Annotated in this window: 13 protein-coding genes and 1 pseudogene; all 14 read left to right on the forward strand. The window is 43.1% G+C overall.

Going from position 1 to position 13959, the window contains the following annotated elements; all coding sequences use genetic code 11:
- The first annotated feature begins 16 nt into the window (after positions 1-16).
- The 14 genes and pseudogenes from B9N86_RS13130 (at position 17) to B9N86_RS13190 (ending at position 13952) form a co-directional block, all read left to right on the forward strand.
- On the forward strand, positions 17-994 hold the full coding sequence (locus B9N86_RS13130) for a DUF4097 family beta strand repeat-containing protein (protein WP_244563072.1): 978 nt from the start codon (positions 17-19) through the stop codon (positions 992-994).
- Between the two features lie 333 nt (positions 995-1327).
- The gene (locus B9N86_RS13135) at positions 1328-2482 is read left to right on the forward strand and encodes an AI-2E family transporter (RefSeq protein WP_208919672.1); all 1155 of its coding nucleotides are present in this window, start codon (positions 1328-1330) and stop codon (positions 2480-2482) included.
- 252 nt (positions 2483-2734) lie between these two features.
- Complete coding sequence (locus tag B9N86_RS13140; RefSeq protein ID WP_208919673.1) at positions 2735-3862, forward strand: NAD(P)/FAD-dependent oxidoreductase; 1128 nt, start codon at positions 2735-2737, stop codon at positions 3860-3862.
- Between the two features lie 542 nt (positions 3863-4404).
- A complete protein-coding gene (locus tag B9N86_RS13145) occupies positions 4405-5532 on the forward strand; it encodes a pilus assembly PilX N-terminal domain-containing protein (RefSeq protein WP_208919674.1) in 1128 nt (375 codons plus the stop codon).
- Positions 5533-5555: 23 nt separating this feature from the next.
- The gene (locus B9N86_RS13150; protein WP_208919675.1) at positions 5556-6014 is read left to right on the forward strand and encodes a carbohydrate-binding protein; all 459 of its coding nucleotides are present in this window, start codon (positions 5556-5558) and stop codon (positions 6012-6014) included.
- Between the two features lie 40 nt (positions 6015-6054).
- Entirely contained in the window at positions 6055-6636 is a 582-nt protein-coding gene (locus tag B9N86_RS13155; RefSeq protein ID WP_208919676.1) for a PulJ/GspJ family protein, read from the forward strand.
- A 41-nt stretch (positions 6637-6677) separates the two neighbouring features.
- Complete coding sequence (locus B9N86_RS13160) at positions 6678-8339, forward strand: GspE/PulE family protein (protein ID WP_208919677.1); 1662 nt, start codon at positions 6678-6680, stop codon at positions 8337-8339.
- Positions 8340-8346: 7 nt separating this feature from the next.
- Entirely contained in the window at positions 8347-9387 is a 1041-nt protein-coding gene (locus tag B9N86_RS13165) for a type IV pilus twitching motility protein PilT (protein WP_208920341.1), read from the forward strand.
- Complete coding sequence (locus B9N86_RS13170) at positions 9387-10595, forward strand: type II secretion system F family protein (RefSeq protein ID WP_208919678.1); 1209 nt, start codon at positions 9387-9389, stop codon at positions 10593-10595. Before B9N86_RS13165 ends, B9N86_RS13170 begins: the two co-directional genes overlap by 1 nt.
- 54 nt (positions 10596-10649) lie before the next feature.
- Entirely contained in the window at positions 10650-11168 is a 519-nt protein-coding gene (locus B9N86_RS13175; RefSeq protein WP_244563073.1) for a prepilin-type N-terminal cleavage/methylation domain-containing protein, read from the forward strand.
- Positions 11169-11227: 59 nt separating this feature from the next.
- Positions 11228-11323, forward strand: a pseudogene (locus B9N86_RS30275) (prepilin-type cleavage/methylation domain-containing protein); the annotation flags it as partial.
- Positions 11324-11526: 203 nt separating this feature from the next.
- Positions 11527-12282, forward strand: a complete 756-nt coding sequence (locus B9N86_RS13180) for a prepilin peptidase (RefSeq protein WP_208919679.1) — start codon at positions 11527-11529, stop codon at positions 12280-12282.
- An 18-nt stretch (positions 12283-12300) separates the two neighbouring features.
- Positions 12301-13383, forward strand: a complete 1083-nt coding sequence (pilM, locus tag B9N86_RS13185) for a type IV pilus biogenesis protein PilM (protein WP_208919680.1) — start codon at positions 12301-12303, stop codon at positions 13381-13383.
- Positions 13383-13952, forward strand: a complete 570-nt coding sequence (locus B9N86_RS13190; protein ID WP_208919681.1) for a PilN domain-containing protein — start codon at positions 13383-13385, stop codon at positions 13950-13952. Before pilM ends, B9N86_RS13190 begins: the two co-directional genes overlap by 1 nt.
- Positions 13953-13959: the final 7 nt, after the last annotated feature.

The raw sequence follows: 13959 nt of genomic DNA on the forward strand, positions 1-13959 counted from the left end.
GGGGAAGATGGAAGGAATGAAGAACGCTATGCAGAAGAAAAAAGGTTTATTGATCGTAGCGGTGGGTGTGCTGCTTCTGATCATTACGATGAACCCGATAAAAACCTTTTCGGGTATTAACTTCGGCTTTTCATTTGATACCAAAGAAATTAACGGAGAGCAAACATTCGACGCCAATGATTTCCGTCACTTGAACCTTCGTACAGGTAGCAGCGATATACATGTCGTTCAAGGGAATGCGGATCAGATCAAGGTTCGCCTTCATGGAAAGGTAAGCCTCCAGATTGCGGAACAAGTGAAATTGAAGGCTGAACCTAACGGCGATACGTTGGTACTGGGGGTCGATATACCGCAAGGAATCGACTTGGGCGTACGGGTCATGAATATCGATTTGACGGTGGAACTACCCGAGAAGCAATGGTCATCGGCCGGGATTGAAAGCGGGAGCGGCGATATCGAGATCGCACAAATGCAGGGAGACTCGGTCAAAATCAAGGCAAGCAGCGGCGATGTCAACGTACAGCAGGTGAAGGCTGACGAGATAACGGTGCACACTGGCAGCGGCGATATCAAGGCCGAGGAGATCGATGTTGAATCAATCGCGCTGGAGTCAGGCTCTGGCGATATATCGGCCGAACGCTATAAGGCTTCGATGTTAAACTTTCAGAGCGGGAGCGGCGATGTCGAACTGAAAGACGGAGAGTCAGGCATACAAGGAAAGACGGGCTCCGGAAACATACGCCTGGATGCGGACCAGCTCATACATGATGCCGAACTGCGATCCAGCAGCGGTCGTGTGACCGTCGATCTGGTTAAAGAGCCATCCTCGCTGAAAGTTGATTTCGAAGGGAGCTCCGGCAAGGGGGATATGCAGTGGGACGGAATGCGTTATGAGACTAACGACAAAGACAAGAACCAGTTGAAGGGAACATTCGGCAGTGGCGGCGTGGTGCTGAAGGTTCGCACAAGCTCTGGGGATTTCACGCTGAAATAAATGAGATCACGATGGGTTTAAAAAATAGACGAGAAGGCATCCTTGACGGGGGTGTCTTCTTTGCTCGCTGGCAGAAATGTTTTGTTATCAGTCGATATCAAAACAGAAATTCCATGAATGGGAACCGGCAGCAGCCAGTATAATGGGGAAGATGATAAAAGGGCTATATGCCTTTTCTGACCTAATCCTTGGTGAATTGGACATGTGACTATGTTAAATATTATAGTTAGAAGAATGAAGTTAGCGAACATTAGTTGAATATTCGTAGTTGAATTTCTTCTCCTGAAGTGATTTTACATTTTAATAAAGGATACATAAGTTAGGAGGACACATATGGAGCAACCCCGCATTTGGCCGGATCGCTTCAAGCGATTTTTTCTGAACAACAAGTTTGTACTTCTTTTGCTTATCCTGCTACTGGCGGGACTTAACGTATTGGTGCTGAGCAAAATTTCATTTGTTCTGCATCCGCTCGCAGTACTGATTAAGACGATCGTATTGCCGATCATACTATCCGGAATATTATATTACCTGCTTAATCCCCTTGTGGATATTATGGAAAAAAGGAAAATCAAGCGCGGATGGTCCATCCTGATCCTATATTTAGCTATTGCTGGTATTCTGACGGTGGTCGTGCTTGCGGTCATTCCGGTGCTTCGCAACCAGATTATGGGGTTGATTGACAATTTCCCGACATATAGTGAAAATGTTAAACTGCAATTTGAAGAACTTACGGGTAATCAGTTATTTAGTCAGCTCCAGGAAACTGTGAGCATTAACTCCCAAGATTGGTGGAGCACAGTTACCAAGAAAGCAACGGAAATTCTGAACCACACGTGGACCAGAGTGGGCGGATTCCTGGGTGCTTTTACCGAGATCGTGTTGTCGATTGTAACGGTTCCGTTCGTTCTGTTTTATATGCTGAAAGACGGCAAGAAGCTGCCGCAGAAGATTTTGTCTTTCCTGCCAACCAAAAGTCGTTCCGGCATATTGCATGTACTTCAAGATATTAATCACCAGATCAGTTCGTTTATCCGTGGACAGATTATCGTCAGCTTTTGTATTGGTATTCTGCTCTACATTGGTTACATGATCATTGGTCTGGATTATGCGCTTATTCTAGCCATAATTGCATCGTTTACCAATGTTGTACCTTATCTAGGGCCTGCGATTGCGATTACGCCAGCGCTGATTGTGGCTCTGGTCACATCTCCGGTAATGCTGCTGAAGATGGTGGCAGTCTGGACGATCGTACAGCTAATAGAGGGTAAGTTCATCTCGCCACAGATCATGGGCAAAACGCTGAAGATTCACCCCATCACGATTATCTTTGTTATTCTGACATCAGGTAACCTCTTCGGTGTGGTTGGCATTCTGCTGGCCGTTCCTGGCTATGCGGTTCTTAAGGTTTGCGCATCCCATATTTTCCAATGGTTCAAAGACACTTCGGGACTATATGATCCACCGCAAAATGATAGCCTTACTTAAACAGAACTCCTGTCCATCGGCGATCGGCCGAAAGGCGGGAGTTTTCTGCATAACATAAACCCACTAACTCATTGTGCCATGCAGGAGAAGGTTGGTGATGGTGATTACCAAAAGTCATAATAAGAATAAATTGATCTTCATAGCCGATTTGAGGATTGTCTAACAGATATCAATTGGGATTAAATGTTAATATTATACATTCATTCCGTGTTCGCTATAATGGAATCAGTGATTTAGGAAAGGGATGTAATCATGAAGAAAGTCATCGTAATTGGATCAGGAATTCTTGGAGCATCGACAGCATACCAGTTAGCAAAAATGGGTGCAGATGTCCTTATTGTAGATCGCAAAGATAAAGGACAGGCTACGGATGCCGCTGCTGGCATTATCTGCCCCTGGCTATCACAAAGGCGTAATCAGGCTTGGTACCAACTGGCAAAGGCCGGCGCACGATTTTATCCTGGGTTGATTAAAGAACTCAAAAGCGAGGGCGAAACGGAAACAGGCTATGCTCAAGTTGGTGCTCTTAGTATTCATGATGATTGGGAGAAAATAAAAAAGATGGTGGAGCGGGCACAACTACGAAAAGTGGATGCACCAGAAATCGGTGAAATTACCCAGCTTAATGAAAAAGAAACCCATGAGCGGTTTCCTCTGTTAGGAGAAGTTTATCATTCTGTTCATATTAGCGGTGCCGCAAGGGTAGATGGCCGTGCGCTGCGCGATGCGTTGGTCCGATCAGCACAAAGAAACGGGGCTGTGCTTATACATGGGGATGCCAGGCTTCAATATGAGTCGAACCGTGTAACAGGAGTAACTGTCGGTGCAAAAAACTTCTCGTCTGACGTAGTTGTTGTTTGTGCAGGCGCATGGGCCAATCAACTGCTGCAGCCTTTAGGCATTCACTTTATGGTTAGTTTTCAAAAAGCACAAATCATGCATTTACAAGTTCCAGATAGACAAGACACAGGGATTTGGCCTGTAGTCATTCCGCCGACTGATCAATATCTACTCTCTTTTGATAATCAGAAGATCGTTATAGGGGCGACTCACGAAAATGAAATTAAAGGCTACGATACAAGAATAACAGCCGGAGGAATACAGGAAATTCTGAACAAGGGGCTAGAGTTGGCACCTGATTTAGCAAATAGCACTTTTCAGGAGGTAAGAGTTGGTTTTCGCCCTTTTACACCCGGTTTTCTTCCCGTGATCGGGGCTGTTCCTGGCTGGGATGGTCTTATAACGGCAAACGGACTTGGAGCGTCCGGATTGACGATGGGCCCCTATATTGGAAGCCAGCTTGCAAAGATGGCACTAGGAATGGCTCTGGATATCGATCTAAATGATTATGATATTCGAAAAGCTATGGATGAAAGTTGATTAAAGCTATGGGAAGAATCAGTAACAGCTACTCATAGCTTTTTGAATTTCAAGGATAAATAGGAAATAAAAAAAGAAATCCAAAAAAAAGCAGAAGTGATCTTCTGCTTTTTTGTTTATATCATTTTAGAAAATCAGGCCTCAATCTAGTGATGAAGTGCAGATGAATTCAAAAGGTAGCAGCAAGACCAAGAGGAGTGTAACCGCTTTAAAAGTGGAATCTTGCGAATTTCGGTACATAGTAGCGTGACCAGTATTTAGTAGGCTAGGCCGATAGCTGGAGATGACGAAAAATATCGAGAAAAGGTTTCTTCTCTAGGGCTTGTGGGTAACCATTAAACGACGATTTACCCGGTATATAGGTCTATTGTTGCGCTTCAGGAGGGGGTAATTTTCTCGAAAATAGGGATAAGTTCCCATCATTTCGACATTTTTTCATAAAAATTGTAAATTCACATATTCCATATTTAGGGGTTGTCTGCTACAATTGCGAAGAAATTGGAGAATATTGTATGGATTAGATGTTGAAATGAGGGTGAACGATGATTAAGAACGAACGGGGATTTGCTCTCCCGATGGTACTCATCTTAGTAACAGCTTTATCCATATTAGGAATGACCCTTCTTGGAGTTAGCGTAAGCCAAGCTGCCCGAACCGTTCATCAGGAGAAAAAAGAGCAAGCGTTCTACATTGCGAAGTCTGGTGCAGATGCGATCGCGTCGTATATTATCGAGAATTATAATCCAACCACACTACTTGAGAACTATAATCCAGCCACACTAACATCAACAGCTATATCCACTCTAAATAACGACTATTTAAATCAAGATATTCATCTTGGACAAGGTACTTTTCACGCACAAGTGACAACGGGTGCTCCTCTCAATCCATACACCATCTTCGTGAAATCAATTGCCACAGTAGGGAACGTTACAAATCAAGCCACATTGACCTTAGAACCCGATGCACCAATTGTTCCTATGAATCATGCGATTTTTGCCTCAGAAAATATTGATACCAGCACTTCGGATACAGAAATAAATAATGGTGGTAGTGTTGTTGCTGGTGGTGTGATCCAAGGATCCGATAAGATAAGCTTTCAGAATGGAGGTGGTCCTCCACAATCGGGTTATCCTGCAGAAAACTTTCCGCCGGTTATCCCTTTTCCAGATACAAGTTCGTGGGGCGATCCAGTAGCAATTGGCGCAGACGCAACGATTAGTAAAAGTGGAAGATACGATGATCCTACAGGAGTTATAAGATTTTTCATCAATATAACAAACGATAAAGACCTCTATATTGTTTTTAATCATTTTAAACCGACTACAGCCGAAATCCACATTTCAGGTGCTGGCAATGGAATCATTAATATTTACGCGAACAGTATAGATATAGCTTCTTCCTTTACGATCTATAATACATCCAATAAAAAAGTAATTCTTTATGTAAAAGATTCCATTAAATTTGTCGGATCATTTAATCTGCACGGTGTTCTTCTGTATGCTCCAGAAGCCAATTATACTGCGACAAGTGGATCTACGAGTATTACAGGTGCAATGGTAACGAAGAATCTTAGTTTAGATGGTAATACAGTAGTCAACTATGACGCTAATATCGCAAACCTCATTGCAGGAACACGTAAATTCAAGAAAGTGAAATGGAGTAACTAGCCATGTATAGGGGGGGGGATCGATTGAATGCATTAAGACAAAATAAGGGGTTTACGCTGATTGAAGTCTTAATCTCTTTTGTATTGCTCGCCATTTTGGCAACGGTTACATTAAGTCTTTTCTCGCAAGGTTTTCAGTCCATTACGAAATTTGGGAACCGGAGCGAATCGATGCATCTGACCCGTAAGGATATTGAACAAGCAACGAGTGGAACCGATGGAAATTTGACGATTAATAAGGTTTCTGGCGCTGGTGCTCCGATCACCATAAATGGTGAGACGGTGAATAAGCAAATAACGGGGGCCTCGGGAAGTAGTTTGGATCTATTTATTGCAACCCCACCGCAGTGGGCGGCCACCGTTGATTATACGTTGAACGATCAGGTTAGATACAAGGGTAAGAATTACAAATGTTTAAGACCTCACACATCAAGTATTAGTAATGCGCCGGACATGGAGGGTTTTTATTGGACAGATATTTAGTAATAACGAACATGCTGTTCTTGTTAGTGTTAACGGAATCATGTTCAGAATGGGGGCGAAAATGCAGAGCTGGAAGCTGAATCAGAAAGGTCTAACCCTGTTTGAATTATTAGCATCGATTGTGTTATTGACGATTGTCGCATCTTTAGCTTTTTCCGCCTACAAGTTCGGTGTAAATGCATTTCAACGAGCCAATGAGAAAAGCGAGCTTCAAGACGAAGTACGGATTGCTTCGCATGTGATAACGTCGAAGACACGCTTCGCTAGTGAAGTTGAATTATTGAGTGATTGTCCAGCAACCTTCAAGCCAGGTTTCAACTATATCTGCATTAATCAGAAGAATGGGAGAAGTATTGAAGAGCATGTGTATGATACCGCTTCAGCTTCTCATGTGACACATAAGATCGTAACCGAAAACTTAAAGGATCCGATTACCTATACTGTTGAATTTGGCAAGACAAGCTCTTCCATTCTCGCCTACAAAATCATAAGCAACAAGAATCAGCAGAGATTCGAAGTGAATTCCGAAGTATCCCTGCTCAACATAGAATTAAACAAAAAAACGATTACAACAGTGGGGACTTCATCATTTTTTGCCCTGGCCTACAAAGAAAGCGCTTAAATTTTTTGGATCCCTATTAATTTGAAGGTAGGTGATAAAGGATGAATAAACCTCACAAAAGACTTGGAGATTTGCTTATCGAGGCGGAACTAGTCACGAATGAACAATTAGAGACTGCCCTTCGAGAAAAGAAGGCGAATCAGAAAATAGGAGAAACCTTGTTGCAATTAGGCTTTATTAGCGAGCAAAGGTTAATCGAGGTGCTGGAATTCCAACTAGGCATCCCCTACGTGAGTCTGTTTAAATATCCTATCGATACGAAGCTGCTTAACATCGTGCCGAAAGAAACGGCTGAACGAAATAAGCTGATCCCGCTGAAAAAAGAAAATAATAAGTTATTTGTTGCCATGGCGGATCCAATGGATTTCTACGCGATTGACGATCTGCGATTATCGACAGGATTCCAAATTGAAGTCGTTATCGCAACCAAAGAAGATATCCAGAAATCCATCAATAAATATTACAGTTTAGTGGATAACATGGATGATTTGCTCGGGATGGATCTGAAATCCAAAGACAAGGAAGAAGATACCGTAACCGACGAGAATTCACCTGTTGTGAAGCTGGTTAATCAAATGATTCTTGTTGGTTATCAGCAGCGGGCAAGTGATATACATATTGATCCTGGAGAAGCAGAGGTTGTGGTTCGGTATCGAGTCGATGGGATATTGAGAACGGAGCAGAAATTTCCTAAGAACATGTTAAGTATGATCGTAGCCCGCATCAAGATCATGTCTAATCTGAACATTACCGAATTTCGTGTCCCGCAGGATGGAAGGATCAAAATCATCATGGATGGCAATGCGGTGGACCTGCGTATTTCTACCCTTCCTACGGTTTACGGTGAGAAGGTGGTTATGCGGATTCTGGATCTTGGCAGTTCAGCGATTGATTTGAAGCGGATGAATTTTCACCCTACCAATTATGAGCGCTTCGTTCAAATGATTGACAAGCCAACAGGTATTGTACTCATTACGGGTCCGACAGGATCAGGGAAATCGTCGACATTGTATTCAGCGTTAAGCCAATTAAACACACCCGATGTGAATATTATTACGGTTGAAGATCCCGTCGAATATCGCTTGCAGGGCGTCAATCAAGTACAGGTAAATGCAAACACAGGGATGACATTTGCCAAAGGTTTACGAGCCATCTTGCGTCAAGATCCTAACATCGTAATGGTAGGGGAGATTCGGGATACAGAAACTGCAGAAATTTCGGTGCGTGCTTCACTTACAGGTCATCTTGTATTAAGTACCATTCATACTAATGATGCGATTAGCACGATTACACGCTTAATTGATATGGGAATAGAGCCTTTTCTCGTAGCCGCATCACTGTCTGGCGTAGTTGCCCAGCGGCTTGTCAGACGTATATGCCAGGAATGCAAAACAATCCATATGCCTACGAATCGTGAACAAGAGATTTTTAAAAATCGCGGATTACAGGTGGATACAATTGCTCGTGGCAAAGGCTGTGGAGCCTGCAATATGACAGGTTATAAAGGACGAATCGCCATCCACGAAATTCTAGTTATTGATGATGAAATCAGAAGAATGATTATGAATAATCGATCGATTGAAGAGATTAGACAAATTGCAGTGAACAAAGGGACCATTTTTCTCCTGGATGATGGGTTGATGAAGGTGAAAGAAGGTTATACAACCACGGAAGAAGTGCTGCGTGTCGCGATTAGTGAGTAGAGGTGAGATGGCGTTGGATTCATTAGAGCAATTATTACGAATGGCCTTTGAGAGTAAGGCCTCTGACTTGCATTTAACCGTGGACGTGCCTCCCATTGTGAGAATTCATGGTGAACTGAAACAGCATGGCGAGGACAAGCTTACTCCAGAAGATACAGTGAAAATGGCTAAAAGTTTAATGACAAAAGAGCAATGGGATGTTTTTCAAGAGAAGAGGGAGTTGGACTTTTCTTTCGGGATTAGAGATTTAACTCGCTTCCGTGTCAACGTCTATCACCAACGTTCGAATGTTGGTATCGCACTTCGACTCATTCCGACGGAAATTCCAGAGCTTGATAACTTACATGTACCGGAAGTATTGCGTCAACTGTCTACGAAGGCGCAAGGATTGATTTTAGTAACTGGACCAACGGGGAGTGGAAAGTCTACAACATTAGCCTCCCTGCTCAATGATATGAACCAAAAAATGCGAAAACATATCATTACGTTAGAAGATCCGATTGAATATTTGCACAGCAACCGCTACTCGGTCATTAACCAACGGGAAATCGGCTATGACTCACATAGTTTTGCGAATGGATTGCGCGCTGCGCTTCGTCAAGACCCGGATGTCATTCTTGTCGGAGAGCTTCGGGATTTGGAGACGATCTCCATTGCGATCACGGCCGCTGAGACGGGGCACTTGGTGCTGGGGACGCTGCATACACCGAATGCACCCGCGACAATTGATCGTATACTCGACGTGTTCCCCCCGAATCAGCAAGGGCAAATTCGGATTCAGTTAGCCTCCGTATTAATTGGCATATTGTCACAGCGCTTATTTCCTACGATGGATAATCGCGGCAGACATGTCGCAACAGAATTGTTGATCAATAACCATGCGATCGCGAATTTGATACGAAATGAGAAAGTGCACCAAATCTATAACTTCATGCAGACAGGCAAATCCTATGGCATGCATACACTCGAAATGTCGATGAACGAACTTATTGAGAAGAGGATTATTACGAGAGAGGTTGCAGCACCTTACTTTAGGGAGATGAGTTAATGGCGCAATTTGAGTACATCGGGCGCGATAGATCCGGCAAGGCTCGTAAAGGGAAAATAACGAGTGCCGCCCGCAAAGATGCCGTCATGGTTCTTCGTGAGAAGGGGATTGCGGTATCGGACATTGTTGAGCTGGAGACCACGGTGTTCAATCAAGAGATTTCGATCGGTAACCCTGTTAAAACCCAAGATTTTGTAATCTATTTGCGGCAATTTTCAACTTTGATCATAGCGGGTGTATCGGTCGCTGAGGCAACGAAAATATTGGCTCAACAAACCGAAAGCAAGGCACTTCGCAAAGCATTGATGAATGTTGAAGAAGAGCTGCGCTCGGGGAAGCCGTTATCTGTCGCTGCAGCGAATCATGAGAAAATTTTCCCGCCGATGTTCATCAACTTGGTACAAGCTGGGGAAGCCACCGGTAATCTGGATGAGACGTTGGATCGACTTGCTGTTTATTTTGAGAAACAGCATTATACCCGGCAAAAGGTGAGATCTGCTTTAACGTATCCAATTGCTATTGCAATCATCGCGATTGCGGTTGTGATCTTCCTATTAACGAATATCGTTCCGACTTTTGCATCGATGTTCATGCAATTTGACGCTGAGTTGCCAGCGATCACGAAGACCGTCTTGGCGATTAGTGAGTGGGTGCAGGCATTCTGGTGGCTTATGTTACTTATCCTCGCTGGCATCGTGATCGGGATCATGCTAATCCTACAAAAGCCATCCAGTAAATATTATTTCGACTATGCCATATTGAAGGTTCCAATCTTCGGAAAATTAGTACAGAAATCCGTTATCGCAAGGATGACGAGAACCTTGAGTTCTTTATTTAAAAGTTCCGTTCCAATCCTTGAAGCTCTCGTCATCGTGGAAAAGGTCGTAATGAATGAAGTAATGAATCGCGTATTGAAAGAATCAAGGAAATCGCTTGAAGGAGGAAAATCACTGTCAGACCCCATGAAACAGCATTGGATTTTCCCACCGTTAGTGACGCAAATGATCGCGATTGGGGAACAATCCGGTTCCTTGGACCTCATGCTGGAGAAAATATCTGACTTCTATGAGAAGGAAGTAGATGCAACGGCAGATGCCTTGAAGGGTCTAATCGAGCCAATCATGATCATCCTGCTTGCTGGGATGGTAGGGTTCATCGTGCTATCGATCATGGTGCCGATGTTCGATATTTTCAACCACGTCAAATAGGTTATAGTGGCAACATTATAATAGATTAATTTTAAAAAATTGGGAGGTATTCAAATGGTTCATGCAATGAGGAAGGCATTAAAAAATGAGAAAGGGTTAACGTTGATTGAGTTACTAGCGGTTGTAGTCATCTTGGGGATTATTGCGGCAATTGCGATTCCGGCGATTGCTGGAATCATTGACAACAGTAGGAAGGATGCACACGCTGCGAATGCAATTCAAATGATCAACTCAACAAAATTAGCAGTTGCAGGAGATGATCGTGCACGTCCAGATGTTACTGATACAATAAAATATATTTCGTTAGATTGGTTAGAACAGAATGGTTATATTGATCAAGTAATAGATCCAGATGGTGATGTTACATCATATAATAGAGGCACTCCAGTAGCTACTGCGATTCCAACTGGTACAACGGTTCCTGCTGGGTCTCACGTACGTGCAACGTTTGATCCTACAACTAATACTATTACGTATGCTGTATTTTTACTTAACGGTACTAGAGGGGTACAAGATACTGCTACAGGCGGTTATGTTGCTGAGGTAGATGTTGCCCGTGCTAAAGTACAATAAATCAATTTAATATGAAACATAAGTTCAATTTATAAAAAAACCAATAAGGCCTCACCCTTATCGAACTGCTAGCTGTTGTTGTCATTCTTGGCATCGTTACAGCCATCGCAATTCCAGCAATAGGTGGAATCATTGACAATAGCCGCAAGGATGCTATGTACGTGTACATGCCATTGGTAACACGCACGAATATAGTGTATTTACCAATACAAACACACGAGGCATTCATAAAGCCGACAGTGACGACGGCACCAATGCCGACGACTACGTTCCAGAAGCCAACATCGACCGTTCATCCGTTCACAACTAAACACTCCCCCTTCCGGGGGAGTGCTATTCTCATCAAGGGGAAAGAATCATGACCATTTTCTACTATAGTTATGCAGCAATTATTGGCTTATTTTTAGGTTCCTTCTATAATGTGGTGGGACTTCGGGTACCGCAAGGGGAGTCGATTATTCGACCGCGTTCGCATTGCACGAATTGTCAACACACATTAGGTCCAAGTGAACTCGTCCCTTTTTTTTCATATCTATGGTTAAAAGGTGCTTGCAGAAGCTGTGGCACGAAGATATCTCCCTTATATCTCATCACTGAAGTCGGCACGGCTTTGCTGTTTGCGATGGCCCCGTGGGTTATGGGGTGGTCGCTTGAATTACTCGTAGCATGGAGCCTAACCTCACTTCTCGTTATTATTACGATTACAGATTTACGTTATATGTTGATTCCAAATAAAATATTGATCGTGTTTGTCATTCTATTTATTCTTCTTCGATTTCTTGTTCCACTCCATCCTTGGTGGGATATGTTTGCCGGAGCGGCGAGTGGCTTTACATTGCTATTATTGATTGCCCTCATCAGCAAGAACGGCATGGGTGGTGGAGACATTAAGTTGTTTGCTGTCTTGGGGTTAGCATTGGGATGGAAGGGTGTTCTGCTCGCTTTCTTGTTCTCTACGTTTTACGGAACGCTGATTGGGGTTGTTGGAATGATCCTCGGTAAGGTTCACAGAGGTCAGCCGATGCCTTTTGGTCCAGCGATTGCGGTGGGAACCATGACCGCTTATTTGTGGGGAGATGCGTTTATTAATTGGTATTATCAGTCCTTTTTTTGATCTAGTGGAGGAGAAAATATGATTGCTAGCAGACGGGATAAAGCAAATCAAACACGTAAGGAACGTCCAGCGAATGGACTGCGTGGCTCAATCAAAGGCAACAAAAGTAGCATTCCAAAAAGGAAGATGGTTAGCTTCGTCATTAAAGATCATGTCATTCGTTATATCGATTCGAAAAAGCCAGATTTTTATGGCGTTGTTGCTTGTGGCGAGCACTTTTTGCCGTCTGGTGTTATTCAAGATGGAAAAATTGTGGATGTTGATCGCTTTCGGACGATCTTAAGAGATTGTGTTCGTAAGTGGAATTTGAAGGATCGTGAAGTCCAATTTCTTGTACCCGATTCGCTTGTAATCGTTCGTAAGATCGAAATACCTACAGATGTTCAGGACGACGAGATCAAAGGGCATCTATATCTAGAATTGGGAACGAATATTCATTTGCCGTTTGATAACCCGATCTTTGATATTGACTTTCTCGGTCAGAAAGAAGATACAAAAGAAATTTTATTATTTGCAGCTCCAGAGGATGTAATAACGGAGTATACCCAAATTATGAAAAGTGTCAATCTGAAACCAGCCGTAGCGGATGTATCTTCATTAGCAATATATCGGTTGTTCCATAAAGTCTATGGGGAATCAGATCATGTATTTCCTGACGGATCGACAACCCTTTCGGTTCAATTCGATTTACAGACTGTTACGGTTAGTGTGCTCAGTCAACATAAGTTGCTATTATTACGCCAATTTAAAATGAATCTCTCATTAGAGAACTGGGAACGAAAAATAGATAGACATGGGGCATCGGTGCCAGTATGGATCGGTGAAGAGAACTATTTGAAATATGAAATTAATGTGATGATGGGCGAAATTCAGCGTGTAATCAACTTTTATCGGACTTTAACGCAGCATGATGACGAGATTGAAATCATCCTGCTTACGGGGGATTACCCGGATCTTGAAGGCATTGGTCAAAACCTGCAGCAGGCGTTCGGGAAGGCTCCGCTGTTATTTCGCAACGAATTATTCGATACCCAATCGAAAGAATTAATTACTCCCAAATACTATTTGGCGCTTGGTTTGTCCTTAAAGGGGGGCGTCTAATGCTAAGTGACATTAATTTACTTCCACAGCGAGAGCAGCGTAGCATTTTTTTTATTCTAGCTTTATCCATTATTTTATCCATTGGACTTATCGGTGGGGGGATACTATTCTATCAGTACCAATCGTTATCGAAAGAAAAAGATGCGAAGCAGTCGGAGAGCAAGATCATTGCGGAGCAGATTGAGAAAGCAACGGCGCAACTTCTAACAGCTTCTCTCCAATCCATGACAGGACAGTATCAAGAAATTGTAAATACGCTTATAAAACTGCCCATTCAAACTGTAAAGATTCTGAATGACATGACGGCTGCTTTGCCGCAAAATGGTTATTTTAAATCGTATACCTATCAAGATACAGGTACCATTTCGCTGATAGCAACTTTCAGCAGTATGGAAGAGACAGCACAATACCTCCATCAGCTAACAGTCTCGGATTGGGTGAAGCATATTGAGATTAGTTCTGTCTCTAGACAGGATAATGAGACAGAATCCACCCTCTATGAAGCAAATTATACGGTTCAGTTGAAAAGAGAAGCTTTCCCGAGCGCGAAAGGAGCTGATGGAAATTGAACGCGAA

The sequence above is a fragment of the Paenibacillus uliginis N3/975 genome (genome assembly GCF_900177425.1).
Classification (GTDB): Bacteria; Bacillota; Bacilli; order Paenibacillales; family Paenibacillaceae; genus Paenibacillus_AQ; species Paenibacillus_AQ uliginis.

Bases quoted from the DNA above. Each gene is read 5' to 3' on its own strand.
- B9N86_RS13170 (WP_208919678.1), top strand. From the start codon at position 9,387: ATGGCGCAATTTGAGTACATCGGGCGCGATAGATCCGGCAAGGCTCGT.
- B9N86_RS13175 (WP_244563073.1), top strand. From the start codon at position 10,650: ATGGTTCATGCAATGAGGAAGGCATTAAAAAATGAGAAAGGGTTAACG.
- B9N86_RS13140 (WP_208919673.1), top strand. From the start codon at position 2,735: ATGAAGAAAGTCATCGTAATTGGATCAGGAATTCTTGGAGCATCGACA.
- B9N86_RS13145 (WP_208919674.1), top strand. From the start codon at position 4,405: ATGATTAAGAACGAACGGGGATTTGCTCTCCCGATGGTACTCATCTTA.
- B9N86_RS13155 (WP_208919676.1), top strand. From the start codon at position 6,055: ATGTTCAGAATGGGGGCGAAAATGCAGAGCTGGAAGCTGAATCAGAAA.
- B9N86_RS13190 (WP_208919681.1), top strand. From the start codon at position 13,383: ATGCTAAGTGACATTAATTTACTTCCACAGCGAGAGCAGCGTAGCATT.
- B9N86_RS13130 (WP_244563072.1), top strand. From the start codon at position 17: ATGAAGAACGCTATGCAGAAGAAAAAAGGTTTATTGATCGTAGCGGTG.
- B9N86_RS13135 (WP_208919672.1), top strand. From the start codon at position 1,328: ATGGAGCAACCCCGCATTTGGCCGGATCGCTTCAAGCGATTTTTTCTG.
- B9N86_RS13160 (WP_208919677.1), top strand. From the start codon at position 6,678: ATGAATAAACCTCACAAAAGACTTGGAGATTTGCTTATCGAGGCGGAA.
- B9N86_RS13165 (WP_208920341.1), top strand. From the start codon at position 8,347: ATGGCGTTGGATTCATTAGAGCAATTATTACGAATGGCCTTTGAGAGT.
- B9N86_RS13180 (WP_208919679.1), top strand. From the start codon at position 11,527: ATGACCATTTTCTACTATAGTTATGCAGCAATTATTGGCTTATTTTTA.
- pilM (WP_208919680.1), top strand. From the start codon at position 12,301: ATGATTGCTAGCAGACGGGATAAAGCAAATCAAACACGTAAGGAACGT.